Source organism: Saccharothrix coeruleofusca, assembly GCF_014648515.1.
Classification (GTDB): domain Bacteria; phylum Actinomycetota; class Actinomycetes; order Mycobacteriales; family Pseudonocardiaceae; genus Actinosynnema; species Actinosynnema coeruleofuscum.
Genome location: NZ_BMRG01000003.1, coordinates 432,498 through 458,653, shown reverse-complemented (window position 1 = coordinate 458,653; position 26,156 = coordinate 432,498). Strand labels below are relative to the sequence as shown.

The window sequence follows — 26,156 nt, the reverse complement described above, 5'->3', positions numbered from 1 at the left end:
GGCACGAGGACTACTCCCCGGTCACCCCGTCGAGCAGTTCCCGCACCACGTCCAGCTGCCCCGCGTGCCGACCCGTCTCCTCGATCATGTGGATCAGCACCCAGCGCACCGAAAGCGCCTTGTCGCCCCGGAACGGCACCTCGTGGTCGAGATCCCACCCCGCGACGAGCCGGCGGCTCACCGCGCACTGCCCAGCGTAGTCGTCCAGCAATCCCGAGATCGTCTCCCCCGGTGCCAAGCGCCAGTCCACGTCGGGATCGTCCGGTGAGTAGGGGGCCTGAGAGGGGTACCCGCCCAGGCGAACGTGAAACCAGTACTCCTCGACCCAGCGCAGGTGCTTCACGATCCCCGCGGCGGTGGTCAGCGGGGACGGCAGGACGGAGCGCGAAGCGTCCTCATCGGACAGTCCCGCGCACTTGAACGCGATGGTTTCCCGCAAGTAGTCCAGGAACGCGGTCAGCAGGGTGCGCTCGTCACCGGTGTACGGTGGCTCCACGCGGGTGTCGGCCATGCGTGCAGTATCGACTCCCGCCGCGGAGCCCACGATCGCTTTCCGCCGACGCGGCGGTGACGGCGATCACGACACCGTCGCCAGTTCCGGGCTGGAGACGTCGAACACCGTGCCGGGACGGCTCAGCAGCACTTCCAGCACCGCGGCCTTGCGGGGCGTCTCCGCCGCGGAACCCCAGCGCACCTGGCGCCCGGCGGTCAGGGTGAGCTCGACGTCCGCCCCGGTGCCCGCCGAGACGGCCAGCACCTCGTCGCGCAGCCCCTCCGGCAGCTGGATCAGCACGGAGACCGCCGCGTCGGTCGCGCGCCGGTCCCCCGAGACCTTCAGCTCCGGCAGACCCGCGGGCTCCTGCGCCACCGTGGCGTAGTCCTTGCCGGTCGAGTCCACCAGGTGCGCGCCGTCGGCGGACTTGAGCACGGCGACGGGCACGCGCTCCCGCACGGTCAGCCGGACCGTGCCCGGCAGCACCCGCTCCACCCGCACGTCCGCCACCCGCGGCAGCTCCCGCACGCGCGCGGTGACCGCCTCGACGTCCAGCCGCGCCAGCGGCTCACCGGGGCCGATGTCGGCCGCCTCGCGCACCGCCGCGGGCTCCAGCTCCACCAGGCCCTCGACCTCCACCACGCGCACGCCCAGCAGTGAGGTGAACCACACCGCGTAGCCCAGGCCCAGCACGGTGAGCAGGGTCAGCAGCGCCACCGCGCGGCGGCGCAGCACGGTGGCCCTGGACGGCAGCGCGGGCCTGCGGGCCGGGGCGCGCGACGGGCGCCGCCGCGCCGGAGCGGGGCGGCGGCGCGCCGTCGGCGCGCTCATGACCTCCGGGCCAGCGCGTCGACGATCTCCGGGCCCAGCATGGTGACGTCGCCCGCGCCCATGGTGACGACCACGTCACCCTCCGCGGCCAGACCCGCCACCAGCTCGGGCACCCGGTCGAACGACGGCTGGTGGTGCACCCGCCCGGCCTCCAGCGGCACCGCCTCGGCCACCAGCGCGCCGGTGACACCGGGCTCCGGGTCCTCGCGGGCGCCGTAGACGTCGAGCACCACGACCTCGTCGGCCAGGCCCAGCGCCTTGCCGAACTCCTCGGCGAACAGCCGGGTCCGCGAGTACAGGTGCGGCTGGAACACCACGACCAGCCTGCCCTCGCCCGCGACCGGCCGGGCCGCGGTGAGCTGCGCGGCCACCTCGGTGGGGTGGTGGGCGTAGTCGTCGTAGACCCGCACGCCCGCGGCGCGGCCCTTGAACTCGAACCGCCTGCGCACCCCGCCGAACGCGGCCAGGCCCTCCAGCACGCCCTCGCGCTGCGCGCCCAGCTCCAGCGCGGCCAGCAGGGCGGCCACGGCGTTGCCCGCCATGTGCTCGCCCGGCACGGCCACCCGCACCTGGACCCGCTCGCCGTCCAGCTCCACCTCGGCCAGCCCGCCGCCCCCCTCGGGCCGGTAGCCGACCAGGGTGGCCGCGCCCTCGCCCACGGCCGAGCGGCCGTAGCGGCGCACCCGCAGGCCCAGCTTGGCCGCGCGGTCCGCCAGCGCCGCCGAGCCGGGGTCGTCGGCGCAGGCGATGAGCACGCCGTCGTCGGCGATGCGCTCCAGGAAGGAGTCGAACACCGCGGTGTAGGCCTCGACCGTGCCGTGGTGGTCGAGGTGGTCGGCCTCCACGTTGGTCACCACCGCCACCGACGGCGAGAAGAACAGGAACGACCCGTCGCTCTCGTCGGCCTCGGCGACGAACACGCCGCCGGTGCCGTGGTGCGCGTTCGCGCCGGACTCGTTGAGGTCGCCGCCGATGGCGAACGACGGGTCCATCCGGCAGTGCTGCAGCGCCACGGTCAGCATCGACGTGGTGGAGGTCTTGCCGTGCGTGCCCGCCACGCAGGCGACCCGGTGGTCCAGCATCAGCGCGGCCAGCGCCTCGGCCCGCCGCAGCACGACCAGGCCGCGCTCGCGGGCGGCCACCAGCTCCGGGTTGTCCTCGCGGATCGCGGTGGACACCACCACCGCGGTCGGACCGCCGGGCAGCTGGTCGAGGTTGCCGCCGTCGTGGCCGATGGCGACCTCCGCGCCCTGCGCCCGCAGCGCCAGCACGGTGCGGGAGTCCTTGGCGTCCGAGCCGGACACCCGCGCGCCGCGGGCGAGCAGGATGCGGGCGATGCCGCTCATGCCCGCCCCGCCGATGCCGACCAGGTGCACCCGGTCCAGGACCTCGCTCACTTCTTGACCACCTCGAGCACGATGCGGGCCAGCACCTCGTCGGCCTCGCGGTGGCCGGTGCCCAGCGTGGCGGCGCTCATCGCGGCCAGCCGCGCCCGGTCGGCCACCAGCGGCACCACGTTGTCCACGATCCACTGCGGGGTCAGCTGCTCGTCGGGCACCAGCAGACCGCCGCCCGCCGAGACCACCGGGCCCGCGTTGAGCGCCTGCTCGCCGTTGCCGTGCGGCAGCGGGACGAACACCGCGGGCAGGCCGACCGCGGACACCTCGGCCACGGTCATCGCGCCGGAGCGGCACAGCACCGCGTCGGCGGCGGCGTAGGCCAGGTCCATCCGCTCCAGGTACGGCACCGGCACGTACGCGGGCGCGCCGGGCACGGCCTGCACCGCGACGGTGTTCTTGGGCCCGTGGGCGTGCAGCACGCCCACGCCCGCGCTCGCGAACGCCGCCGCCGCGCCGGAGACCGCGTTGTTGATCGACCGCGCGCCCTGCGAGCCGCCGAACACCAGCAGCGTGGGCGCGTGCGGGTGCAGGCCGAAGTGGGCCCGCGCCTGGGCGCGCAGCGCGGCCCGGTCCAGCGAGGTGATCGAGTGGCGCAGCGGGATGCCGATGATCTCGGCGTCGGCCAGGCCGGAGTCGGGCACCGCGGCGGCCACCCGCGCGGCGAACTTCGCGCCGACCTTGTTGGCCAGGCCGGTCTTGGCGTTGGCCTCGTGCACCACGATCGGCACCCGGCCGCGCGCGGCGAGGTAGGCGGGCAGCGACACGTAGCCGCCGAAGCCCACCACCACGTCGGCGCCCACCCGGTCCAGCACCTCCCTGGTGCGGCGCACCGAGTCGCGCACCTTCAGCGGCAGCTTGAGCAGCTCTGGCGTGGGCTTGCGCGGCATCGGCACGGGCGGGATCAGCTCCAGCGGGTAACCGCGCGCGGGCACGAGCTTGTTCTCCAGCCCCCGCTCGGTGCCCAGCGCGACCACGCGCGCGTCGGGCCGCAGGCGCATGACCGCGTCGGCCAGGGCCAGTGCCGGCTCGATGTGCCCGGCGGTGCCGCCTCCGGCGACCACCACGCACGGTCCGGTCTGCTGGGGAACCCCGGTCACGCACTTCCTCCTCGGTTCGGTGGGGACTATCTCCCGTCGCGGCCGGTGCGCCGGGACCGGGTGGACCGGTCCAGGGTGGCCTTGCGGGATTCTCGACGACGGTACTCCGAGGGCGGCGCGGACCTGCCCGCCATCCTCCGCTCGTCCACCGGCGGCGGCGCGGGGGTCCGGCGGCCGGGCGCGCGCGGCGGGGTGGACGGGCGCACCGGCTTGCGCTTGCGCGGCGGCCGGTAGGCCTCGGGGGCGGGCAGCTTCAGCGCGCCGCCCACCCGGCCCGGCCCCAGCGAGCGCAGCGCGGCCACCGCTTCCGGCTCGTGCCGCGCGCAGCTGGCCAGGATGCCGAACACGATCATGGTGGTGACGATCGACGTGCCGCCGGAGGAGATCATCGGCAGCGTGATGCCGGTGACCGGCAGCAGCCGCACGACGTAGCCGATGTTGATGGCGGCCTGGGCGACCAGCCACACGGTCAGCGTGGCCGCGACCATCCTGATCCACGGGTCGGTGTTGCGCGCCGCCACCCGCAGGCCCACCACGGCCAGCAGGCCGAACAGCCCCAGCACCAGCAGGCAGCCGATGAACCCCAGCTCCTCGCCGATGACCGCGAAGATGAAGTCGCTGTGCACGTTGGGCAGGTAGCGCCACTTGGAGCTGCCGTTGGTCAGGCCCTTGCCGAAGAACCCGCCCTCGGCCAGCGCGAACAGCGCCTGCCGCGCCTGCAGGCCCTTGCCGAGCGGGTCGGCCTCCGGGTTGAGGAAGGTGAGCACCCGGTCCAGCCGGTAGGGCGCGGTGACGGCCAGGAACGCGGCGGCGGCCACGCCCGCGGCGGCGATCGCGCCGAACAGCCGCAGCGGCGCGCCGACGAACCACAGCAGGCTGATCAGCACCACGCCGAGGGTGATCGTGCCGCCCAGGTCCGGCTGCAGCATCACCAGCGCGAAGACCACCAGGGCGACCGGCACCACCGGCACCAGCAGGTGCCGGTACTGGTTGAGCAGCGCGCGCTTGGTGACCAGCACGTGCGAGCCCCACAGCGCCAGCGCGAGCTTGGCGGCCTCGATGGGCTGGAAGGAGATGGGGCCGACGGTGAACCAGGACTGCGCGCCACCCGCGACGGTGCCCAGCGGCGTCAGCACGAGGACCAGCATGATGACGCAGACCAGCATCGCCATGGTGCTGCCGTAGCGGATGCTGCGCAGCGGCATCCGCAGCACGATCCAGAACAGCACCGCGCCGACCAGCACGTAGGTCAGCTGCTTCTGGAACACCGAGTACGCCGACGCGCCCTCGGCCACCTCGCCGGGGGCGGACGCGGACAGCACCATGATCAGGCCGATCACGGTGAGCATGCCGAGCACGGCCAGCAGCAGGTGGAAGTCGGCCAGCGGCCTGCTCAGCCACGCGGTCAGCGCGCCGCGCACCGCGACACCCCGGCCGGTGCGCCGGGGTCGCGCGGCCCGCGCGGGCCGGTCCACCAGGGTCACGATCTCGCTCGTTCCGCCACGGGTGCATGGTCTCCCGCCTGCGGCGGGGAGGGCAGGACATCGGCCGCGTGTCGCGCGGACGCGACCGCGATCACTACCCCGCGATCACTACCCGCAGCCTACTGGCCCACCCGCGAGTCGCGCGTCCGCGCACCCCGAACCGAGCGTTCGGCCCCTCCGAACCGAGCGTTCCGGCACCGCCTCAGCCGCGATCGAGGAGACCCGCCCGCCCTGCCGCCAGGAAAGCCACCACCGCGTGACCGGAGAAGGTCAACACCGGCCCGCCCGCGTTCTTGCTGTCCCGCACCCGGAACACCTCAGCCGAAGCGGCCACCTCGACGCAGTTGCCGGACCCGTTGCTACGACTGCTCTTGCGCCACTCCGACCACATGACCTTCTCCCGCCCCTAGACGCCGCCCATCACCTGCTTGATGAACACAACCGACTCACGCGGGTCGAGCGCGGAAGCGCGCAGGTGATCCATGACCAGGCTATACCTCTCGACTTCCGCCCCTTCGTCCAAATAGAGGCCGCCGGTCAGGTTGTCTATGTAGACGATGTCCGGAAAGCCGGTGAACTTCAACATGGTGAACGCGGTACCCATGGCCATGTGCTGCCCTTTGCCGAACGGCAGCACCTGCAACGTCACGTTGGGCAGTTCGGTCAACCCCAGCATGTGCTGGAGCTGCGTTTCATGCACCTCCATGCCGCCCACTACCCGGCGCAACGCGGCTTCATCGAGGATCGCCCACACCGAAAGCGAACCGTCCTCCAAGCGACGCTGTCGCGTCTGCCGCAGCTCAGCGCGCTTGTCGATGACGGCATCGGTCGCATCAGGCGCGTAGGCACGCATGACCCACCGGGCGTAGGAGGGGCTCTGGAACAGTCCGGGCACCAGGTCGATCTCGAAGGTGTCGATGGCGATCGCTTCGGACTCCAGTGCCACGTACTCGGAGAACCAGTCGAACAGCACGTCGCCGTACACGTGCCACCAGCCGCGCTTCTTGGCCACCTTCGCCAGGTGCACCAACCACGCCGTCTTCTCCGGATCGGCCCCGTACAACTGGGCCAGCGCCCTGGTGTCCACTATGGACAACCCCGAAGTCGCGGACTCGATGCGACTGATCTTGGACTTGGAATAACCCAGGAATTCGATCACGTCGTCGAAGCTGAGCCCCGCTTCCTCGCGGAGTTGGGTCAGAGCACTGGCCAGGACACGGCGGCGCACCCCTGGTCCTCGGTTCTGCGGCATAACCGCGACGATAGCGGGAAAGCAGCCCACCGATCGGGTGCATTTCTGCGACATTTCACATTGCGGTGTTGCATAACAGTCCATCGGCGAGGACTGTTCCCGCCATGCCGAAAACCGTTCCCCCAGCCCTGTCCCGTGCGCACGAGCTGCTGCACCAGGAGATGCTCGGCTACCTCGACGAGGTCGAACTGCTGACCAGCGAGGCCGACACCGAGGACGAGACCATCCTCGACGTGGCGCGCACCGAGGTGCCGCGCCTGGTGGCCGCCGTGCGCGGGATGCTGCGCGACCACCGGGCCGACGTCTTCGGGCTGTGCCTCGGTTGCGCGCCGACCTGGGTGGACGGCCACTTCGCCCGCGAGCCGTGGCCGTGCCCGGTGGTCGGCGGCGCGCACGAGTACCTGCGCCGCCCGGAGAAGCTCTACGAGCGCTGAAGGGCCCGCACCGCTTCCACGAACGCCTGTCCCCGGTGCGCGTAGTCGGTGAACATGTCCATCGACGCCGCCGCCGGGGCCATCACCACCGCGTCGCCCGGCCGCGCCAGGGAGCGGGCCGCCCGCACCGCGTCCTCCATCGTCGCCACGTCCACCACCGGCACCTCCGGCACGTGCCGGGCCAGCGCGGACGCGATCACCTCGCGGTCCGCGCCGATCAGCACCGCCGCGCGCAGCCGGTGTCCCTCCTCGCGCACCAGGTCGTCCACGGACGCGCCCTTGAGCAGCCCGCCCGCGATCCACACCGCGCTGTCGTGGGAGCGCAGCGACGCGGCGGCGGCGTGCGGGTTGGTGGCCTTGGAGTCGTTGACGTACTTGACCCCGTCCACCTCCGCCACGAGCACCGCGCGGTGCGCGCCGGGCCGGAAGTCGCGCAGCCCCTGCCGCACGGCGGCGGGCGGGACGCCGTAGGCGCGGGCCAACGCCGCGGCGGCCAGCGCGTCCGCGACGCCGGGCGGGCCCGGCGGGTGCACGTCGGAGATCTCGGCCAGCACGGCGTCAGGGCCGAACGCCCGGTCCACCAGCGCGCCGCCCACCACGCCGAGCTGGCCCTCCTCGGGCTCGCCCAGGGTGAAGCCGACGTGCGCGGCGGCCGGGGCCGCCGACAGCAGCGCGGCGACCAGCTCGTCGTCCACGCCGCCGACGGCCACCTCGCCGGTCAGCACGCGCGCCTTGGCCGCCGCGTAGGCGTCCATGCCGCCGTGCCAGTCCAGGTGGTCCTCGGCCAGGTTCAGCAGCACGCCCGCCTGCGGGCGCACCGACGGCGACCAGTGCAGCTGGAAGCTGGACAGCTCCACCGCCAGCACCCGGTGCCCGGCCAGCAGCGCGTCCACCACGGGCAGGCCCACGTTGCCGCACGCCACCGCGTCCACGCCCGCCGCGCGCAGGACCGACTCCAGCATCCCGACGGTGGTGGTCTTGCCGTTGGTGCCGGTGACCGCCAGCCAGGTGGGCGGGTCGGCCAGCTCGGCGGCCATCCGCCAGGCCAGCTCGACCTCGCCGACCACCTCGATCCCGGCCGCCGCGGCGGCCACCAGCAGGGGGTTGTCCGGGCGCCAGCCGGGGCTGGTCACCACCAGGTCCACCCCCGGCGGCGGCGTGGTCAGCCCCGGCACCAGCGCCACGCCGGGCAGCAGCTGCTCCAGCGCGGCCAGCCGCTCGGCCGAGCCGTCGGTGACGGTGACCGACGCGCCCGCGGCCAGCAGCGCCTCCGCGGCCGACCGCCCGGTCACCCCGGCGCCCGCGACCAGCACGGCGCGCCCGGCGAGGAAACCCATGCTCAGCTCCCGACCGCGGTCAGCCACTCGCTGTAGAACAGACCGAGGCCGAACATGCAGCAGATGCCCGCGAGCAGCCAGAACCGGATGATCACCGTGGTCTCGGCCCAGCCCGCGAGTTCGAAGTGGTGGTGGAACGGCGCCATGCGGAACAACCGCCGCCGCGACGTGCGGAACACCGCGACCTGCAGCACCACCGACATGACCTCGACCACGAACATGCCGCCGATCACGATCATCAGCAGCTCGGTGCGGGTGGTGATGGACAGTCCGGCCACCAGGCCGCCCAGCGCCAGCGAGCCGGTGTCGCCCATGAAGATCTTGGCCGGGGCCGCGTTCCACCACAGGAAGCCGATGCAGCCCGCCATCGCCGCGGCGGCCACCAGCGCCAGGTCCAGCGGGTCGCGCACGTCGTAGCAGCCCGCCACGGGCAGGTTGGAGCAGTTGTAGCGGAACTGCCAGAAGCTGATCACCACGTAGGTGCCCAGCACCATCGCCGACGTGCCGCCCGCCAGGCCGTCCAGGCCGTCGGTCAGGTTGACCGCGTTGGACCACGCGGAGATCGCCGCGTAGCAGAACACCACGAAGCCGACCACGCCGAAGGACACCACGGCGATGTCGCGCACGAACGACAGGTTCACCGACGCGGGCGTGAGGCCCTGCTTGTTCGGGAACTGGATGACCAGCACCGCGAAGATGATGGTGGCGACGAACTGGCCGACCAGCTTGGCGGTCTTGTTCAGACCCAGGTTGCGCTGCTTGCGGATCTTGATGAAGTCGTCGAGGAAGCCGACGATGCCCAGCGAGGTGGTCAGCATCAGCACCAGCAGGCCCGAGGCGCTGGGCGTCTGGTCCTGCGCCGAGGCCGACATCGAGTTCACCAGGTGCGCGCCCAGGTAGCCCGCCCACATCGCGACCAGGATCGCCACGCCGCCCATCGTCGGCGTGCCGCGCTTGGTCTTGTGGCTCTGCGGTCCCTCCTCGCGGATCTCCTGGCCGAAGCCCTGTCTGGAGAAGATCTTGATCAAGTACGGCGTGAGCATGATCGACACGATCAGCGCGATCGCCGCCGCGATCAGGATGCTCTTCACTTGCTGCCCGCCTCCAGGAGAGCCTCGGCAACCCGCCACAGGCCGTATGAGTTGGATGCCTTCACCAGCACGACGTCACCCGGTCGCACCTCGGCGCGCAGCAGCTCGATTGCCGCCGCGACGTCCGGCACCAGAACTGATTCCTCTCCCCATGATCCTTCCAGGTGCGCTCCCTGGTGCATCGCGCGGGCGTCGGGTCCCACGACGACCAGCTTGTTGATGTCCAGGCGGACCGCGAGCCTGCCGATCTCGTCGTGCGCGCGCACCGAGTCCCCGCCCAGCTCCGCCATCGCGCCCAGCACCGCCCAGCTGCGCCGGGCGGGCGTGGTGGCGCGGGACATGGCGGCCAGCGACTTCAGCGCGGCGCGCACCGACTCGGGGTTGGCGTTGTAGGCGTCGTTGATCACCGTGACGCCGTCCGCGCGCTCGGTGACCGCCATGCGGTGCGCGGAGACCCGCTGCGCCTGCCCGAGCCGGTCGGCGACCTCCTGGGGTGTCGCGCCCAGCTCCAGGGCGATCGCGGCGGCGGTGAGCGCGTTGCCGACCTGGTGCGGGCCGTGCACGCCCAGCCGCACCTGGGCCTCGCCCTTCGGGGTGACCAGCCGGAAACCCGCGCGGGCCTGCTCGTCGAGCACCACGTCCTCGGCGCGCACGTCGGCGCGGGGGTGCTCGCCGACCAGCACGACCTTCGCCCTCGTGCGCGGCGCCATGCCCGCCACCAGCGGGTCGTCGGCGTTGAGCACCGCGACGCCGCTTTCGGGCAGCGCCTCCACCAGCTCGCCCTTGGCCTGCGCGATCCCCTGGCGGGAACCGAACTCGCCCAGGTGCGCGCTGCCGACGTTGAGCACCGCGCCGATGCTGGGCGGGGCCACCTGGCACAGGTGGGCGATGTGCCCCGGCCCGCGCGCGGACAGCTCCAGCACCAGGTAGCGGGTGTCGGCGTCGGCGCGCAGCGCGGTCCACGGGTGGCCGAGCTCGTTGTTGAACGAGCCGGGCGGCGCGACGGTCGGCCCCATCGGGGACAGCACCTGCGCGATGAGGTCCTTGGTGGAGGTCTTGCCGGAGGAGCCGGTCACGCCGACCACGACCAGACCGTGCTCGGCGGCCAGCCGGTCGGTCACGTGCCTGGCCAGCTTGGCCAGCGCGGCCAGCACGGCCGCGCCGTGCCCCTCGGTGTCGCCGGAGAGCACGTAGGCGTTGCCGCCCCGCCGCTCGACCGGCGGCACGACGACGGCGGGCCCGTCGACCTCGCGGGCCGCCAGCACGCCCACCGCGCCCGCGGCGACGGCCTGGGCGGCGAAGTCGTGGCCGTCCACCCGCTCGCCGGGCAGGGCGACGAACAGCCCGCCCCCGGTGACCTCGCGGGTGTCGAACTCGACGGAGCCGGTGACCACCGGGCTGCCGTCGGTGCCGTGCAGCCTGCCGCCGACGACCTCGGCGATCTCGGCCAAGCTCAACGGGATCACGGACGCGCTCCTCGGATCGCCTCGGACAGTGCCGCCACGTCGGAGAAGGGGTGCACCACGCCCGCGATCTCCTGGCCGGTCTCGTGCCCCTTGCCCGCCACGACCACCACGTCGCCCGCGCGGGCCAGCGACACCGCGTGCTCGATGGCCCGGCGCCGGTCGCCGATCTCCACGACCTCGCCCCGCTCACCGCCGGGCACGGCCAGCGCGCCGCGCAGCATCGCCGCGCGGATCTCCGCCGGGTCCTCGCCGCGCGGGTTGTCGTCGGTCACCACCAGCACGTCGCTGCGCCGCGCGGCCTCCTCGCCCATCAGCGGGCGCTTGGCCGTGTCGCGGTCGCCGCCGCAGCCCAGCACGGTGATCACCCTGCCGGTGGCGCGGGCGCGCACCGCGTCCAGCGCCAGCGCGACCGCGGCGGGCTTGTGGGAGTAGTCGACCACGGCGGTGAAGTCCTGGCCCTCGTCCACCCGCTGCATCCGGCCGGGCACCTGGACCCGCGCAAGGCCGCGGGTGATCGCCCCCGGCTCGACGCCGCGCGCGTGCAGGCAGGCGATCGCCAGCAGCGCGTTGGCCACGTTGAACGAGCCGGGCAGGCGCAGCTCGACGGGCAGGGTCAGCCCGTCCGGGCCGTGCGCGGTGAACGACTGCTCGCCGGTGGGGGTGACGCGCACGTCCGAGGCGGTCCAGGTGGCCTCGCCGGTGGTGGACCCGGTGGCGGACCCGGTGGCGGACACGGTCACCGTGCCCGGCTTGACCAGGCGGCGGCCCCACTCGCCGTCCACGCAGACCACCTCGGTCCGCGCACGGCCGTCGAACAGCAGCGCCTTGGCCTGGAAGTAGTCCTCCATGTCCGGGTGGAAGTCCAGGTGGTCCTGCGACAGGTTGGTGAACGCGCCCACCGCGAACCCCACCCCGCCGACCCGGCCCAGCCGCAGCGCGTGGCTGGAGACCTCCATCGTCACGTCGCTGACCCCGCGCTCGACCATGACCGCGAGCAGGGCCTGCAGGTCGGGGGCCTCGGGGGTGGTGAGGGCGCTGTCCAGCCGCTCCCCGGCGATGCGGGTCTCCACCGTGCCGATCACCCCGGTCTCCAGCCCGGCGGCGCGCAGCGCGGACTCGACCATGTAGGTGGTGGTGGTCTTGCCGGAGGTGCCGGTGACCCCCCACACCGCCAGCTTGGTCGACGGGTCGCCGTAGACGCGGGAGGCCAGCGCGCCCAGCACGCCGCGCGGGTCGCGGTGCACCAGCACCGGCACGTCGCGCAGCGCGGCGCGGGACGCGCCCGCCTCGTCGGTCAGCACGGCCACCGCGCCGCGCGCGAGGGCTTCGTCGGCGAAGTCCGCGCCGTGCGCGCGGGCACCGGGCAGCGCGGCGAACAGGTCACCGGGCAGCACGTGCTGGGCGCGCAGCGTCACCCCGCTGACCTGGACGTGCGCGTGGGCGGGGGCGGTGAGGCGGGCGTCCACGGCCGCGGCCAGCTCCGCCACCGCCACCGGGGAGGTGCGGGAAGGGCGAGGCGGGGCGGTCGCGACCTTGCCCTCTAGCTTGGCAGGCACGCGCGGAAGGCTACCGGCGCACGCAGAGTGGTCGGTCATGACGTCCATTCCGGACCGGGTGTCCCAGTTCCAGGGGTGTCGCGCCTGCGCTCACCGGACCAGTTCCACCACCGGGCTCGGCTCGGCCGACATCGGCACCTGGTAGCGCTGCGCCAGGTAGGAGGCGATGTCGTGGAACAGCGGCGCCGCGGACTGGCCGACCAACCCCTTGCCCTGGTCCGGCGCGTCGAGCATGAGGCCCACCACGAACCGGGGGTTGTCGGCGGGGAAGATGCCCGCGAACGTGATCCAGTACTGCGACATGCTGTAGCACTTGCACTTCTCGTCGACCTGCTGCGCGGTGCCCGTCTTGCCGGTGACCTGGTAGCCGGGCAGCGCGGCGGCGGCGCCGGTGCCGGTCTGCCCTGGGGCGCTCTGCGTCACGGCGCGGAACATCTCGCGCACCGTCTTGGCCGTCTGCGGGCTGACCACCTGCACGCCCTGCGGGCGGTCCAGCTCCTTGCGGGCGCCGTTGGCGTCGACCTCGGCGCGGATCACCCTGGGCGGGATGCGCAGCCCGTCGTTGGCGATCGCCTGGTACATGCCGGTCATCTGGAGCAGGTTCATGCTCAGGCCCTGACCGATGGGCAGGTTGCCGAACGTCGAACCGGACCACTGGTTGCGCGGCGGCACGTAGCCCGCCTCCTCGCCCGGCAGGCCGGAGCCGGTGCGCTGCCCCAGCCCGAACTCCTCCAGCAGCTTGGCGAACCGGTCCTGGCCGACCTCCTGCGCGGTCATCAGCGTGCCCACGTTGGAGGACTTGGCGAACACGCCGGTGAAGGTCATGTCCTGCGGCGGGTGCGGGCTGGCGTCGTTGATGACCCGGTCGGCGATCCTGATGCGGTCGGGCACGTGCAGCACGCTGTCCGGCTGGTAGACCCCGTCCTCGATGGCCGCGGCGGCGGTGATCACCTTGTTCACCGAGCCCGGTTCGAACACCGACGCCACCGCCGTGTTGCGCAGCTCCTGCTCGGTGGCGGAGCCGAAGTCGGTCGGGTCGAAGGTCTTGTCGTTGGCCATGGCCAGGATCTCGCCGGTGCGGCTGTCCAGCACCACCGCGGACCCGTTGCGCGCGCCGGAGCGGGCGGTGTAGTCGGTGATCATCCGCTGCACCGCGTGCTGGGTGTCCAGGTCCAGCGTCAGCTCCAGGCTCTTGCCCGGTGTGGCGGCGGCCAGCTCCCGCGACCGGTCCGGGCCGGGGATGACCACGTTGCCGCCCTGCATGGTGTCCACGATGCGCCGCCCGTTGCGGCCCGCGAGCAGGTTGTCCTGCGAGGTCTCCAGGCCCAGCAGGCCGTGCGTGGCGGGCGGCTGCTCGTTCTTGCGCCAGTTCGCCGCGCCGACGATGTTGGCGGCCAGCCGCCCGTTGGGGTAGACGCGCACCGCCCGGTACTCCGAGCCGATGTCGGAGTACTTGTCGGTGATCACCTCGGCCTTGGCCGGGTCCACGTTGTCCACCAGCTCGACGTAGGTGGTGTCCCTGGACAGCATGTCCAGCATGGTCCGCTGGTCGGTCTTCTGCCCGGCGACCTCGGGGCCCAGGGTCTGCTCGATGAACGCCGCGATGGCCTTGACGTGATCGTCGAAGGAGCCGATGTCCGGGTTGGACTCGGCGGCGATGTCCCACCTCTCGCGCATCAGCTTGGGCACCGCGTACAGGGCGCGCGCCTCCACGCTGAAGGCCAGCTGGTTGCCGTTGCGGTCGGTGATCGAGCCGCGCGCGGCCGGGATGTCGATGGGCGTGGCGCGCTGCTTCTCGGCCAGCGCCGACCACTCCTCGGCCTCGACGACCTGGACCTGCACCAGCTTCAGCCCCGCCGCCACCAGCGCCGCGACCAGCAGGACCCGGCCGACCACGACGCGCACCCGGTTGTTGGCGCCGCGCCGCCGCGCGGGCTCGGCTCCGCGCACCGACAGCGGACGACGCGGGGGCCTGCCCCGCGAGGGCCCCGGCATGGTTTACCTCCTGGTGCCGGATGGCGGGAGCGCGGGCCACCGGGGGGTGGACCGCTGCCGCCCGCGGCCCTCCGGTCGGGTCGCGGGCCGGGTGGCCGGGCTGTCGACCCACCACCCGCCCGGCGGTGTCACGTGCTCAGTTCTGCGGCTGGTCCTGCTGGCCCTGCTGCTGCCCCTGCTGCTGGCCCTGGTCCTGTTGCTGCTGACCCTGCTGTTGCTGCTGGTCCTGCTGCTGCTGGCCCTGCTGGTCGGTCTGCGGCGGGGCGCTCGGGGTCGTGGACGGTGTCGGCGACGGCACCGGGGACGGCTTGCCGTGCACCTCGACCGAGCCGTCGGGCAGCTTGCGCAACCGGGCCGGATCGCCCGCCGGGACCAGCCCCAGCTTGGCCGCGGCCTCGGCCAGCGACAGCGGGGACTCCGCCATCGCGACCTCCCGCCGCAGCTGCTCCACCTGCCGCGCCAGCCGGGTCTCCTCGGCCCGCGCGTCCTGCAGCCGGTAGGAGTCCGCGGTCGCCTGGGTGGACAGCCACATGATCGCGGTGATGCCCGCGCCCAGCACGAGCATGACCATCATCACGAACGGCGCCCTCGGCCCGTCGGAGAGCTGCCTGGTCACCGCGGCCGCGCCGCGGCCCTGCCTGGAGCGCTGGGCGCGGCGGGCGTAGGCGCGCTCCACCGCGGCCGACCGGGGCCGACCGGTGCGCTCGGGCACCGAGCGCAGGGCGCGCTCGCGCGGCCTGGCCTTGGGGGCGGGCGTGGTCGAGCCACCGCCCACCCGAGCGGGTGCGCTCACGTCGCCTCCCCGATCCGTTCCGCCGCCCGCAGCCGCACCGGCGCGGCTCGCGGGTTCTCCTCGACCTCCTGCTCGGAGGCCACTTCCGCACCCCTGGTGAGCAGCTTGAGCTGCGGGCCGTGGCCGGGCAGCTCCACCGGCAGCCCCGGCGGGGTGCGGGAGACCGCCAGGTCGGCGAAGGCCCGCTTGACCATGCGGTCCTCCAGCGACTGGTAGGACTCCACGACGATGCGCCCGCCCACCGCCAGCACCGACAGCGCCGCGGGCAGCGCCCGGCGCAGCGACTCCAGCTCCTGGTTGACCTCGATGCGCAGCGCCTGGAAGGTCCGCTTGGCCGGGTGGCCGCCGGTCCGCCTGGTCGCCGCGGGCACCGCCGCGTACAGCAGCTCGACCAGCCTGCCGCTGGTGGTGAACGGCTCCTTGGCGCGCTCGCGCACGACCGCGGCGGCGATCTTGCGGGCGAACCGCTCCTCGCCGTAGTCGCGCAGCACCCGCGTCAGGTCGTCAGCGGAGTAGGTGTTGAGCACGTCCGCCGCGGTCGGGCCGGTGCCCGCGCTCATCCGCATGTCCAGCGGGGAGTCCCGCGAGTAGGCGAAGCCGCGCTCCTCGGCGTCGAGCTGGAGCGAGGACACGCCGAGGTCCATCAGGATGCCGTCGACCTTGGCGCCGCCGACCGCCTCGGCGATCCGGTCGTAGGTGACCTGGACGAACTCGACCCGGTCGGCGAAGGGCGCCAGCCGCCGCCGGGACAGCTCGATGGCCTGCGGGTCGCGGTCCAGCCCGATCAGCCGGACGCGGGGATGAGCCCGCAGCACCGCCTCGGAGTGCCCGCCCAGTCCGAGCGTGCAGTCCACGAACACGGCGTCGCGGTCGGCCAGCGCCGGGGCGAGCAGGCCCAGGACGCGGTCGAGCAGCACCGGCACGTGCCGCGCCCGCTCTGCCATGTCCACTCCAATGACCTCGAACTCCTCCCCACAACGCGAATCGGGTGTCGTCAGGTCCCCGCCCGCCCGTCGGACCTGGCGCCGGGGAAGGTGCGCCAGGGCCGAAAGCCGAGCGGACCGAGGCCTCACGGCACCCGAAACCACAAAGCGATCCGGCCGATCAGAACACGCCGGGCAGCACCTCCTCGCGGGCCTCGGCGTAGCGGTCCTCGTGCTCCTCCAGGTAGCGCTGCCACGCCTGCGCGTCCCAGATCTCCAGCCGGTTGATCGCGCCGATGACCACGCACTCCTTGGTCAACCCGGCGTAGCGGCGCAACTCCGGGGCGATCAGCACCCGGCCCTGGCCGTCCGGCCGCTGCTCGTCCGTGCCCGCGAACAGGTAGCGCTGGTAGGCGCGGACGGCTTCGTTGGTGAAGGGAGCCTCCGCGACCTTGCGCGCCATCTGCTCGAACTCGGCCCGCGGGAACACGTAGAGGCAGTGGTCTTGGCCCTTGGTGACCATCAGACCCCCCGCTAGCGCGTCGCGGAACTTCGCAGGCATCGTCAGCCGGCCCTTGTCGTCCAACCTCGGGTGGTGCGTGCCGAGGAACACGGCGCCCCACCTCCCGTCGCTGGACCCGCGACCGGCAGTGAGGCCCCCGTCTGCCCCACCGGCCGCCACAGTACCCCACTTTTCACCACAGTCAACGCTGAAACGGGGCGTCAAGCCGTCAGGCCGGAGACGTTTATGCTGGTAGAAGCGTTGCGGTCAGCGGGGATGGTGGTGGGGGAAGCGAGCCACCTCCACCTCTGCGAGTGAGTCCGAGAGGCCAGATCTTCACTCGAACGGAGTAGCAAAAACGGCCAAAACAGGTTCACGTCCGCGCCAGGTGGGGAATCGTGGAAGGAGGTGGTGAACCGGTCCCCCGAGTCGCCCGTGGAAACCTGCGAGCCGAATCTGTTCAATCGGCGCGGGGCTTAGCCCCGTTTTGACACACTTCGTGAAACGCTCACCACCTCCGCGAACCGGTCGAGGGTGGGCCCCGCCCCAGGAGGTCGAGTGACTCCGAGTACCCAGCCAGCCGCACTACCCGAGCACGCCTACGGCGGGGGCGGGACGCACAACAACGGCAACAGCAACGCGGCCCACCCGCAGGGCAGGCCGGAGGAGCTGCTGGGCGAGCTGCACGCGGTGGTCGGGCGGATCGCCGCCAACGTCGAGAAGGTCATCGTCGGCAAGCCCGAGGTGGTCCGGGTCGCGCTGGTCACCCTGCTGGCCGAGGGCCACCTGCTGGTCGAGGACGTGCCGGGGGTCGGCAAGACCTCGCTGGCCAAGGCGCTGGCCCGGTCCATCGACTGCACCGTCAGCCGCATCCAGTTCACCCCCGACCTGCTGCCCAGCGACATCACCGGGGTCTCGATCTACAACCGGCAGGACAACGACTTCGAGTTCCGCCCGGGCCCGGTGTTCGCCAACATCGTGGTCGGCGACGAGATCAACCGGGCCTCGCCCAAGACGCAGTCCGCGCTGCTGGAGTGCATGGAGGAGCAGCAGGTCACCGTCGACGGCAACACCTACCCGCTGCGCGCGCCGTTCATGGTGATCGCCACCCAGAACCCGATCGAGATGGAGGGCACCTACGCGCTGCCCGAGGCGCAGCGGGACCGGTTCACCGCGCGCGTGTCGATCGGCTACCCCGACCCGGCCGCCGAGATGGCCATGGTCGACGAGCACGCGGGCCACGACCCGCTGGCCCAGCTGCGCCCGGTCTCCGACGGCGAGCAGGTGCACAAGCTGATCAAGGCGGTGCGCCGGGTGCACCTGTCGCCGGAGGTCCGCCGGTACGCGGTGGAGCTGGTCGGCGCCACCCGGCGGCTGCCCGACCTGCGGCTGGGCGCCTCACCCCGCTCGACGCTGCAACTGGTGCAGGCCGCGCGGGCGCAGGCGGCGCTGGCGGGCCGCGACTTCGTGGTGCCCGACGACATCCACGCGGTGGCCGTGCCGGTGCTGGCGCACCGGCTGGTGCTCACCGCGGAGGCCCAGGCGGCCCGGCGGTCCGCCGCCGACCTGGTGCGCCACCTGCTCCAGCGGGTGCCGGTGCCGCAGGCGGCGCTGGACCCCACCGGGCAGTTCCTGCACAACGTCAACCCCAACCGCTGACATGCGCGGCGCCCTGTCGGGGTTGACCACCCGCGGACGCTGCCTGCTGGCCGCGGGGTTCGCCGCCGCGCTGTGCGGGGTCGTGCTCAACGAGCGCGACCTGCTGCGCGTGGCGGCGTTCGTGGTGGCCCTGCCGCTGCTGGCCGCCTGGCTGGCCCAGCGGGCGCGGGTCGGCCTGCACGCGACGCGGCTGCTGTTCCCCGGCCGGGTCCAGGTCGGCGCGGCCTGCGAGGTGCGCGTGGAGCTGCGCAGCACCGGGCGGCTGCCCACCGGCGGCCTGCTGCTGGAGGACTCCGTGCCCTACGCGCTGGGCAGCAGGCCCAGGTTCGTGGTCGAGCGGCTGCCCCGCAACACCGTGACCGCGCTGCGCTACCAGCTCAAGCCGGTGATGCGCGGCGTCCAGCAGGTCGGCCCGCTGCTGGCGCGGATCACCGACCCGTTCGGCCTGGCCGAGTTCGACCGCGAGATGGCCGGGCGCAGCAGGCTGGTCGTGGTGCCCAGGGTGGTGCCGCTGACCGGGCTGCCCAGCGGCTCGGGCATGGGCGCGGGCGACGACGGGTCGATCCGGCTGCGCGCGGGCCAGGGCGAGGACGACGCGGTGGTGCGGCCCTACCGGCACGGCGACGACCTGCGCAAGGTGCACTGGCGCTCCACCGCCCGCCGCGACGAGCTGATGGTGCGGGTCGAGGAGCGGCCGTGGCGCGGCGGCACCACCGTGCTGCTGGACCACCGGCTGGTCGCGCACCGCGGCGGCGGCCCCGGCGCGAGCCTGGAGTGGGCGGTGTCCTTCGCCGCGTCGGTGTGCCTGCACCTGCACCGGTTCGGCCACCAGGTGCGGCTGGTCGGCGAGGACGGCCGGGTGCTGGCGGGCGGCTCCGCCGACGGCGGGCACAGCGACGGCGTGGTGCTCGACGCGCTGGCCGCGCTGCAGCCCTCGCACCGGCGCGAGCCCGCCGCGGGCCTGGACCCCGGCGCGGGCCAGGAGGTCATCGCCGTGCTCGGCGCGTGCACGCCCGCCGCGGTGGACGCGATGGCCCGCAACCGGCCGCGCGGGATGCGCAGCCTGGCCGTGGTGCTGGACGTCAAGGCGTGGGCCGGGCCGAACGAGGACCCGGCGCCGGACCCGGCCGAGGCTCGGCGGCTGCTGGGCGCGGCGGGCTGGGGCGTGGCCGTGGCGACGCCCTCGACCCCGATGAACCAGGTGTGGCAGCAGCTGTGCCACAGCGCGGGCAATCGCGGCCCGGTGGTGCGCACGGAGGTGGGCTAGTGGCAGGCAACACCGCCGCGACGGGCGAGAACTGGGCGGTGACGGCCACCCCCGCCGTCGCGGGCCTGGCCACGCTGTGCGCGGCGACCGCGCTGTCGAGCGTGATCGCGGGCGTCCTGTGGCTGGTCTACGTGGCCGTGGCGGTCATGGTGGTGGCGGGCACCGGCGTGCTGCTGCGCACCACGCGGCTGCCCACGCCGGTGGTGTTCCTCGGGCAGCTGCTGGCGCTGCTGTGCGTGCTGGTGACGCTGTTCACCCGCAGCGGCGTGCTGGTGGTGCTGCCCGGACCGCAGGCGCTGCAGGACCTGGTGGGCGTGCTGGCCGAGGCGTTGAGCGAGGTGCAGACCGGCGTGCCGCCGGTGCCCGACAGCAACGCCATGCGCTGCCTGGTGATGGTGGCGATCGGCCTGGTCGCCGTCGCGGTGGACACCCTCGCCGTCGCCGCGGCCGCGCCCGCCGCGTCGGGCCTGGTGCTGCTGTGCGTGTTCGCGGTGCCCGCCTCGCTGGCCGAGGAGATGCTGCCGCTGTGGACGTTCGTCGCCGGCGCGGTGGCGTTCGCGCTGCTGCTGGCCGTGGACGGCCAGCACCGGCACAGCGCGTGGCGGGGCAGGGGTGGCGGCGGCGCGGGCGGGTCGGGACCGGCCGCGGCGGGCGTGGCGGGGCTGGCCGTGGTGGTGGCGCTGGTGGCGGGCGCGAGCCTGACCCCGGTGGGCACCGTCGGCAGGCTGCCCGGCGCGGGCGACCAGGTGGGCGGCGGCGCGGGCGGGCTGGGCATCGACCCGATGACCGAGCTGCGCGGGATGCTCAACCAGGGCGCCAGCCGCGAGCTGTTCCGGGTGCGCGGGCTGGACCGGTCGTCGTACCTGCGGGCCATGACGCTGCGCGAGTTCGTGCCCAACCAGGGCTGGCAGCTCGGCGAGGACCTGCCCGTCGGCGTGCCCGCGGGCGGCGACCTGCCGTTCCAGCCGGGCGACTCCGGCGACGGCGAGCGCACCAAGGTCAGGATCGAGCCGGTGGGCTGGCTGGACAACTGGCTGCCGGTGTACGGCAAGCCGCGCCGCATCGACAACGTCGACGACAACTGGCGGTTCGACCCGGCCCGCGGCATGGTCTACAGCGTCCGGGCGCGCAAGGCGGGCGAGTACGAGCTGGACACCGTGCTGGCCACGCCCCCCGCCGACGCGCTGCGCCGGGCCACCGGCTCGGTCGGCGAGGTCGACCGCGCCTACTTCCAGGCCGACGGCGTGGACGACCGGGTGCGCGCCCTGGCGCTGGAGCTGACCAGCAGCGCGACCAACCAGTTCGACAAGGCCACCGCGCTGTACGAGTACTTCACCGACGGCACCAACGGCTTCAAGTACACGACCGAGACCAGCGGCGACACCAGCGCCGACGCCCTGTTCGACTTCGTGTTCAACGGCAAGACCGGGTTCTGCGAGCAGTACGCCTCCGCGATGGCGATCATGGCCCGCTCGGTCGGGATGCCCGCCCGCGTGGCGATCGGCTTCACCGCCGGGTACCCGGTGTCGGACTTCCAGTCGATCACCACGCAGGACGCGCACGCCTGGGTGGAGATCTACTTCCCCGGCTACGGCTGGATGGTGTTCGACCCGACCCCGCTGTCCGACGGGCGCGGCGTCGTCCCGCCCTACATCGCGGGCCAGAACCCCGACGGCGAGGAGAGCGACAGCAGCACCAGCGCGACGACGACCACCACGACCACCACCGCGCCGGGCGCCGAGAGCTCGACCTCCGCGGCGCCGGAGAACCTCGGGCAGGGCGAGGCGGGCGCGGCGGAGTCGGCGGCGCCGACGTGGCACGTGGTGTCGCTGTGGACGGCGCTGGCCGTGGCGGTGCTGATGGCCCTGGTGCTGGCGCTGCTGCTGCGAGCCGCCGGGAAGGGGCCGCGCACGATGTCGTGGCGGCGTCCGGGGCCGACCGGCCTGGCCTCGACGGTGGCGGCGGTCTCCGGAGCGGTCTCGGCGGCGGTCGCGCTGGTCCTGCTGGTGGCGCTGCTGTCGTGGTGGCTGGTGGTGCCGCTGGTGCTGCTCGTGGCCGCGTTCGCCCCGGCGGCGGTGCGCGAGTACCGCAGGCGCGGCAGGCTCCGGGCGGTGGCGGCGCTGGGACCGGACGCGGCGGGCGCGGCGTGGCAGGAGCTGCTGGCCGAGTCGGTGGACCGCGGGACGCGGGTGCCGAACACGGAGACGGTGCGGGTCGCGGCGCGCCGCCTGGCGCGGGAGCACAACCTCGACGACCGGGGGCGCGACGGGCTGCGGGCCGTGGTGGGCGCGGTGGAGCGGTCCTGGTACAGCGCGCACGGCGGTGCGGACCCGGCGCTGCCCAAGGCGGTCGACGACGTGCGGGAGAGCATGAGCCGCAACGCGCCCCTGGCGCTGCGGGCGAGGGTGCTGCCGCGGTCGGTGCTGCGCCCCAAGCCGCCCGTGGAGCCGTCGGAGGACTGACGTGCTGCGGGGGCCGGGCTCGGTGCTCGGCCCCCGCAGGACGGCTAGGTGCGGAACTGGACGCCCGGCCCGCGGGTCGTCCCACGGGTCACGGAGCGCGCAACACAACCCACGGCCCGCCCTGGGCGGGCGGGCCGTGTGTGTCGGGTCGGGCTGCTACTCGTTCTCGAAGCGACGACGGAAACGTTCTTCCATCTTCTGCGAGAACGAGCTGCGGCTGGGCCTGCTTCCCTCGTCGTTGGGCTCCTCGGCACCCTGCTCACCACGACGCAGCGTCGTCATGGTGAACAGCACGCCGAAGAACATCAACAGGAAACCGACCACGCTCACCACCGGGATACCAGCGAGCTTCGGCAACATCACACCTGTCACCAGCAGCGCCACACCCACGGCGAACAACACGATGCCGTAGATGCGCCGACGTCGGGACGGTTTGCGCAGCTTGGCGCCGCGCACGGTGGATGCGAACTTCGGGTCCTCGGCGTAGAGCGCGCGCTCGATCTGGTCGAGCAGTCGCTGCTCGTGCTCGGAGAGTGGCATGGCTCCTCCTCCGGCACAGCGGTCGCGGGCGCCGGGTGGTCACGGTTGCCGCCGGTCCCGGCGGACGCCCCGCCCTGGGGGTGTCACGACCAGGATACGATTCGCGAGCCTCCGCGACTACCCAGTCCGCCTTCCTGGGCGGTCTCTTCGGTCACCATCATCCTCACGGGGCAACGGTCAGACCTCCGTGAGGTCCAGACGACCCGTCCGCACCCCCTCCCCCGCCGCCACCGCCGGACGCGGACGCGCCCGTGCCGCGGCCAGCGCGCGCAGCAGGTGGGCGCCCACCGCTTCCGGAGCGTGCCGCAGCTCCCGCGCACTGGTCTGGACGACCACCACGCCGGTCGCCGCCAGCGCCCGCGAGCCCGACGGCGGGGTGCGGAACTGCCACGCCACGCCGAACTCGTCCCACCAGGCGTCGGCGGACCCCAGCGCACGCCCCTCCGCCGAGCGCAGCGGCACGCCCCAGCGCGGCGGGGGCACTCCCGACCGGTCCAGCAGCCGCCGGACCGGAGCAGGCGGCTCGACGCGGCGAGGTGGTCGCCGACCGGGCGCGCCCGGCCCGCCCCGGTCGAGCTCGGCCAGGACGCGGCGGGCCCCCTCGCAGCCCCGGCGCAGACCCGCCCTCAGCTCCGCCACCGCGACACCGGCGCGGACGGCTTCGGCGAGCAGCGCGCGGACGGCCTCGTGGCCGGGCAGGAACCGGACGGCGTCGGCCACCGCCCTGGGCAGCGGGGCGGTGGGGAACCCCTTGCGCAGCACGAGCGCGGGCAGCGCTCGCGCGCGGGTGACCCGGACCCGGTCGACGGGCGGGGCGCGGCGGGTGGCCAGCACGTGCACCGGGCCGATGGCGGGCAGCACGTGCAGGCCGTGCAGCAGCACCGCGTCCAAGCCGGTCAGCAGGGCGCCCGGTCCGGCGTGGCGCAGGGCGGCCTGCGCGAGTTGCCACCGGGTGGGCGGTGTGCGGTCCAGCAGCAGGACACCGGGCAGCAGGAGCTGCCACGGGCCGCCGGGGCGGCAGCGGTCCAGCAGCACCCGGCCGGACAGGCCGAGGTGGATCAGCTCGGAGACCTTGGCGACGCGGTGGGTGAACAGGTGTCCCAGCGCGTCGAGGTCGACGGTGGCGCGGTTGGTGTGGCGCATGCGTCCACTGTGGTCGGTCGCGCTCGCCCGGTCGAGCCGGTGATCACGACCTGTGGACAACTGGGTGGGCTGTGGACAACTCGGGGGTCGAGACCCCGCCGGTCCTCTCCGGAGCGCGTTCCGGAGAGGACCGGCGGGCGGCGGCGGCCACCCCTCGAAGACCGCCGCGAGCTCACTGGCGCACCAGCTCCCCCGGCTCGACCGACGCCTTCTCGGCGCGCTTGACCGGGTGGACCTCGCGCCACGCGTCGTGGACGGCCAGCAGGCCGCCCGCGGCCAGCACCGCCACGGCCAGCGCCTGCGCGCCCCCCACGTCCAGGCCGACCAGGACGAAGACCACCGCCCACAGCTGCACCGCGGTGAACACCACCGCGCAGACCAGGTGCTCGATGGACCGACGGCGGGACTTCCCGTGCTCCTCGTTGTGGTTCATGACTCCCCCTCCGGGCTCCGACGTACCTCATTTGTAAGAGGCCGGGGACGCCGGGTCTGCGTCAGATGACGCACTCCGGGGAATCAGCTGGTGAACTCGTGGAGGCGGTCCACGTCGTGGATCTCGATCTTGCGCCTGCCGGTGCTGATGATGCCCTCGTCCCGCAACGAGCGCAGCACGCGCACCAGCGATTCGCGCGACGTGCCCGCGATGCCCGCCAGCTCCTCCTGGCTCAGCGACACCGCGCCCCCGTCGGCGACGCCGCGCCGGAGGGCCACGTCGACCAGCACGGCCGAGACGCGCTGGGTGGCCGTGCCGCTGAACTGGACGCGCTGCCGGTCGGTGTCGCGCTGGCGGCCCACCACCACGGTCAGCACGGCCCAGGCGATGCGCGGGTGCCGCTGGCACAGCGCGGCGAACGCCGCCGCCGACACCACCAGGGCGCGCACCGCGCTCAGCGCCCGCACGGTGGCCGACCTCGGCAGCCCGTCGACCGCCGACCGCTCCCCCACGATGTCACCCGCGCCCCGGACCGCCAGCACCCTCTCGTGGCCGTGCGCCGAGGTCGCGGTCACCCTGAGCAGGCCGCGCAGCACGACCAGGACGTGCGCGGTGACCTCCCCCTCGTGGCAGACCACCGAACCCTGCGGGTAGTCGCGCTCGACCCCGCTGCCGCTGAGCAGCGCGTGCTCCGCGGGCGTCAGCAAGGTCCAGAAGCGGTCCACACCCCCAGGGTGCCGGGTGTTCGCCGAGCGTGGTCGAAATGGGTTCGGATGACACCCGAACGGCTCGATCAGCGGAGCTTCCGCCTGGCCAACAGCGGCTCGGTCAGCATGACCAGCGTGGCCGCCGCGGCGAGCAGGCTGCCCGCCAGCGCCGTCGCAGGCAGGCCCGGACCGTCCACCAGCACGCCGCCCAGCCAGGAGCCCGCGAGGATGCCCGCGTTGTAGGCGGTCGAGCTGCCCGCGGAGGCGATGTCGGTGCTCAGCGGCGCCACCCGCAGCACCCGGCCCTGCAGCGCGGCCGCGAACCAGCTGCCCGCCAGCGCCAGCAGCGCGACCGCGACGACGGCGGCGGGCAGCCACCGCCCGGCCAGGAACAGCAGCAGCATCGCCGCGGCCATCGTGGCCAGCGGCACGACGAGGCTGATCAGCGGCCTGCGCTGGACCAGCCGCCCGCTGATCAGCGCGCCCAGCACGCCCGCGGCCCCGGTGCCCAGCAGGACCACGCCCAGCGACTGCCTCGGCAACCCGGCCACGTCGAGCAGCTGCGCGGTGATGTAGGTGTAGGCGCTGAACAGGCCGGTGATGCCCAGCGCGGTGACCACGACCAGGCAGGCGTAGCGACGGGCGTCGGCCTCCTCCCCGGCCGCGCTCCGCTCGCTCCCGCCCCCGGCGGGCAACAGGGCGATCACCACGACGCAGGTCGCGGTCACGATCGCGGCCAGCGCGAGGAACGTCGCCCGCCAGCCCACCTGCACGCCCAGCCAGGTGCCCGCCGGGATGCCCAGCACCGGGGCCAGGGAGCTGCCGGTGAACAGCGTCGAGACGACCGCGCCGTGCCGGTGCGCCGGGAACATCCCGGTCGCGACGGGCGCCACCACGCTCCAGAACAGGGCCTGCGACAGCGCGGTGACCAGCCGGGCCACCAGCAGCAGCTCGAAGGTCGGCGCGAGGGCCGAGGCCAGGGTGGCCACCGCGAACACCGCCAGCAGGCCGCCCAGCAGGGTGCGCCGGGGCAGGTCGCGGGTCAGCCTGGTCAGCGGCACCGACGCCAGCACCACCACGGCCGCGTACGCGCTGACCAGGGAGCCGATCGTGGTCAGCGACCGGTCCAGGTCCTCGGCGATCAGCGTGAGCAGGCCGATCGGCGCGGCTTCGGTGGTGACGAAGCTGAACGTGCCCACCGAGAGCGCCCCCAGGGCGGCGATCCGGCGCCAGCGGCTCGTGCCCGACGGGTCGGTGATGATCGTCTGCTGTGTCACGCGGCCAGCCTGCT

At 73.7% G+C, this 26,156-nt stretch carries 24 protein-coding genes; 4 read left to right on the top strand and 20 right to left on the bottom strand.

Features of this window, described 5'->3' with window-relative positions:
* Positions 1-10: 10 nt before the first annotated feature.
* From IEZ00_RS10710 to IEZ00_RS10680, 7 genes are all read right to left on the bottom strand, one after another.
* Positions 11-511, bottom strand: a complete 501-nt coding sequence (locus IEZ00_RS10710) for a DinB family protein (RefSeq protein ID WP_189223022.1) — start codon at positions 509-511, stop codon at positions 11-13.
* A 66-nt stretch (positions 512-577) separates the two neighbouring features.
* Positions 578-1,324 carry a cell division protein FtsQ/DivIB gene (locus IEZ00_RS10705; RefSeq protein ID WP_189223021.1) on the bottom strand — a complete coding sequence of 249 codons (747 nt, stop codon included), beginning with the start codon at positions 1,322-1,324 and terminating at the stop codon, positions 578-580.
* Positions 1,321-2,721, bottom strand: a complete 1,401-nt coding sequence (murC, locus tag IEZ00_RS10700; protein WP_189223020.1) for a UDP-N-acetylmuramate--L-alanine ligase — start codon at positions 2,719-2,721, stop codon at positions 1,321-1,323. The genes IEZ00_RS10705 and murC overlap by 4 nt, the downstream gene beginning before the upstream one ends.
* The gene (gene murG, locus IEZ00_RS10695) at positions 2,718-3,821 is read right to left on the bottom strand and encodes an undecaprenyldiphospho-muramoylpentapeptide beta-N-acetylglucosaminyltransferase (RefSeq protein ID WP_229795400.1); all 1,104 of its coding nucleotides are present in this window, start codon (positions 3,819-3,821) and stop codon (positions 2,718-2,720) included. Before murG ends, murC begins: the two co-directional genes overlap by 4 nt.
* A gap of 26 nt (positions 3,822-3,847) precedes the next feature.
* The gene (ftsW, locus tag IEZ00_RS10690; protein WP_189223019.1) at positions 3,848-5,305 is read right to left on the bottom strand and encodes a putative lipid II flippase FtsW; all 1,458 of its coding nucleotides are present in this window, start codon (positions 5,303-5,305) and stop codon (positions 3,848-3,850) included.
* 202 nt (positions 5,306-5,507) lie between these two features.
* Entirely contained in the window at positions 5,508-5,696 is a 189-nt protein-coding gene (locus tag IEZ00_RS10685) for a DUF397 domain-containing protein (protein ID WP_189223018.1), read from the bottom strand.
* A gap of 15 nt (positions 5,697-5,711) precedes the next feature.
* Complete coding sequence (locus tag IEZ00_RS10680; RefSeq protein ID WP_189223017.1) at positions 5,712-6,557, bottom strand: helix-turn-helix domain-containing protein; 846 nt, start codon at positions 6,555-6,557, stop codon at positions 5,712-5,714.
* A 104-nt stretch (positions 6,558-6,661) separates the two neighbouring features.
* Between IEZ00_RS10680 and IEZ00_RS10675 the strand changes: the two genes are divergently transcribed.
* Positions 6,662-6,991 carry a hypothetical protein gene (locus tag IEZ00_RS10675; protein ID WP_189223016.1) on the top strand — a complete coding sequence of 110 codons (330 nt, stop codon included), beginning with the start codon at positions 6,662-6,664 and terminating at the stop codon, positions 6,989-6,991.
* On the opposite strand, the gene murD is transcribed toward IEZ00_RS10675, so the two are convergent.
* From murD to mraZ, 8 genes are all read right to left on the bottom strand, one after another.
* Positions 6,979-8,328 carry a UDP-N-acetylmuramoyl-L-alanine--D-glutamate ligase gene (gene murD / locus IEZ00_RS10670; RefSeq protein ID WP_189223330.1) on the bottom strand — a complete coding sequence of 450 codons (1,350 nt, stop codon included), beginning with the start codon at positions 8,326-8,328 and terminating at the stop codon, positions 6,979-6,981. The two genes, IEZ00_RS10675 and murD, sit on opposite strands and share 13 nt — an antisense overlap.
* 2 nt (positions 8,329-8,330) lie before the next feature.
* Positions 8,331-9,419 (bottom strand): phospho-N-acetylmuramoyl-pentapeptide-transferase, encoded by a 1,089-nt coding sequence (mraY, locus tag IEZ00_RS10665; protein WP_189223015.1) that lies wholly within the window; start codon positions 9,417-9,419, stop codon positions 8,331-8,333.
* On the bottom strand, positions 9,416-10,885 hold the full coding sequence (locus IEZ00_RS10660; RefSeq protein WP_189223014.1) for a UDP-N-acetylmuramoyl-tripeptide--D-alanyl-D-alanine ligase: 1,470 nt from the start codon (positions 10,883-10,885) through the stop codon (positions 9,416-9,418). Before IEZ00_RS10660 ends, mraY begins: the two co-directional genes overlap by 4 nt.
* Positions 10,882-12,480 carry a UDP-N-acetylmuramoyl-L-alanyl-D-glutamate--2,6-diaminopimelate ligase gene (locus tag IEZ00_RS10655; protein ID WP_189223013.1) on the bottom strand — a complete coding sequence of 533 codons (1,599 nt, stop codon included), beginning with the start codon at positions 12,478-12,480 and terminating at the stop codon, positions 10,882-10,884. Before IEZ00_RS10655 ends, IEZ00_RS10660 begins: the two co-directional genes overlap by 4 nt.
* A 51-nt stretch (positions 12,481-12,531) precedes the next feature.
* Positions 12,532-14,436 carry a peptidoglycan D,D-transpeptidase FtsI family protein gene (locus IEZ00_RS10650; protein ID WP_189223012.1) on the bottom strand — a complete coding sequence of 635 codons (1,905 nt, stop codon included), beginning with the start codon at positions 14,434-14,436 and terminating at the stop codon, positions 12,532-12,534.
* 136 nt (positions 14,437-14,572) lie between these two features.
* Entirely contained in the window at positions 14,573-15,229 is a 657-nt protein-coding gene (ftsL, locus tag IEZ00_RS10645) for a cell division protein FtsL (protein WP_229795398.1), read from the bottom strand.
* Positions 15,226-16,173 (bottom strand): 16S rRNA (cytosine(1402)-N(4))-methyltransferase RsmH, encoded by a 948-nt coding sequence (rsmH, locus tag IEZ00_RS10640; RefSeq protein WP_189223011.1) that lies wholly within the window; start codon positions 16,171-16,173, stop codon positions 15,226-15,228. Before rsmH ends, ftsL begins: the two co-directional genes overlap by 4 nt.
* Before the next feature lie 160 nt (positions 16,174-16,333).
* A complete protein-coding gene (gene mraZ, locus IEZ00_RS10635) occupies positions 16,334-16,765 on the bottom strand; it encodes a division/cell wall cluster transcriptional repressor MraZ (RefSeq protein ID WP_189223010.1) in 432 nt (143 codons plus the stop codon).
* 447 nt (positions 16,766-17,212) lie between these two features.
* Here mraZ and IEZ00_RS10630 point away from each other — a divergent pair, with 447 nt between their 5' ends.
* From IEZ00_RS10630 to IEZ00_RS10620, 3 genes are read left to right on the top strand one after another with little or no spacing between them, the layout of a single operon-like run.
* Positions 17,213-18,313, top strand: coding sequence for an AAA family ATPase (locus IEZ00_RS10630; RefSeq protein WP_189223009.1), 1,101 nt, complete (start codon positions 17,213-17,215; stop codon positions 18,311-18,313).
* Position 18,314: 1 nt separating this feature from the next.
* Entirely contained in the window at positions 18,315-19,580 is a 1,266-nt protein-coding gene (locus IEZ00_RS10625) for a DUF58 domain-containing protein (protein WP_189223008.1), read from the top strand.
* Complete coding sequence (locus tag IEZ00_RS10620) at positions 19,580-22,042, top strand: transglutaminase TgpA family protein (protein ID WP_189223007.1); 2,463 nt, start codon at positions 19,580-19,582, stop codon at positions 22,040-22,042. Before IEZ00_RS10625 ends, IEZ00_RS10620 begins: the two co-directional genes overlap by 1 nt.
* A 156-nt stretch (positions 22,043-22,198) precedes the next feature.
* On the opposite strand, the gene IEZ00_RS10615 is transcribed toward IEZ00_RS10620, so the two are convergent.
* From IEZ00_RS10615 to IEZ00_RS10595, 5 genes are all read right to left on the bottom strand, one after another.
* Positions 22,199-22,582, bottom strand: a complete 384-nt coding sequence (locus IEZ00_RS10615; RefSeq protein WP_189223006.1) for an SCO2097 family morphological protein — start codon at positions 22,580-22,582, stop codon at positions 22,199-22,201.
* Between the two features lie 177 nt (positions 22,583-22,759).
* Positions 22,760-23,725, bottom strand: a complete 966-nt coding sequence (locus IEZ00_RS10610; RefSeq protein WP_189223005.1) for a hypothetical protein — start codon at positions 23,723-23,725, stop codon at positions 22,760-22,762.
* Between the two features lie 172 nt (positions 23,726-23,897).
* Positions 23,898-24,158 carry a hypothetical protein gene (locus IEZ00_RS10605; protein WP_189223004.1) on the bottom strand — a complete coding sequence of 87 codons (261 nt, stop codon included), beginning with the start codon at positions 24,156-24,158 and terminating at the stop codon, positions 23,898-23,900.
* 83 nt (positions 24,159-24,241) lie between these two features.
* Complete coding sequence (locus tag IEZ00_RS10600; protein ID WP_189223003.1) at positions 24,242-24,883, bottom strand: Crp/Fnr family transcriptional regulator; 642 nt, start codon at positions 24,881-24,883, stop codon at positions 24,242-24,244.
* A 68-nt stretch (positions 24,884-24,951) separates the two neighbouring features.
* Positions 24,952-26,142, bottom strand: a complete 1,191-nt coding sequence (locus tag IEZ00_RS10595) for an MFS transporter (RefSeq protein ID WP_189223002.1) — start codon at positions 26,140-26,142, stop codon at positions 24,952-24,954.
* Between the last annotated feature and the right edge of the window lie 14 nt (positions 26,143-26,156).

Coding starts and splice junctions, on each gene's coding strand:
- IEZ00_RS10685 (WP_189223018.1), bottom strand. CDS start 5,696: ATGTGGTCGGAGTGGCGCAAGAGCAGTCGTAGCAACGGGTCCGGCAAC.
- IEZ00_RS10625 (WP_189223008.1), top strand. CDS start 18,315: ATGCGCGGCGCCCTGTCGGGGTTGACCACCCGCGGACGCTGCCTGCTG.
- IEZ00_RS10705 (WP_189223021.1), bottom strand. CDS start 1,324: ATGAGCGCGCCGACGGCGCGCCGCCGCCCCGCTCCGGCGCGGCGGCGC.
- IEZ00_RS10675 (WP_189223016.1), top strand. CDS start 6,662: ATGCCGAAAACCGTTCCCCCAGCCCTGTCCCGTGCGCACGAGCTGCTG.
- IEZ00_RS10605 (WP_189223004.1), bottom strand. CDS start 24,158: ATGAACCACAACGAGGAGCACGGGAAGTCCCGCCGTCGGTCCATCGAG.
- murD (WP_189223330.1), bottom strand. CDS start 8,328: ATGGGTTTCCTCGCCGGGCGCGCCGTGCTGGTCGCGGGCGCCGGGGTG.
- IEZ00_RS10650 (WP_189223012.1), bottom strand. CDS start 14,436: ATGCCGGGGCCCTCGCGGGGCAGGCCCCCGCGTCGTCCGCTGTCGGTG.
- IEZ00_RS10710 (WP_189223022.1), bottom strand. CDS start 511: ATGGCCGACACCCGCGTGGAGCCACCGTACACCGGTGACGAGCGCACC.
- IEZ00_RS10680 (WP_189223017.1), bottom strand. CDS start 6,557: ATGCCGCAGAACCGAGGACCAGGGGTGCGCCGCCGTGTCCTGGCCAGT.
- IEZ00_RS10610 (WP_189223005.1), bottom strand. CDS start 23,725: ATGCGCCACACCAACCGCGCCACCGTCGACCTCGACGCGCTGGGACAC.
- IEZ00_RS10615 (WP_189223006.1), bottom strand. CDS start 22,582: ATGCCACTCTCCGAGCACGAGCAGCGACTGCTCGACCAGATCGAGCGC.
- IEZ00_RS10655 (WP_189223013.1), bottom strand. CDS start 12,480: ATGACCGACCACTCTGCGTGCGCCGGTAGCCTTCCGCGCGTGCCTGCC.
- rsmH (WP_189223011.1), bottom strand. CDS start 16,173: ATGGCAGAGCGGGCGCGGCACGTGCCGGTGCTGCTCGACCGCGTCCTG.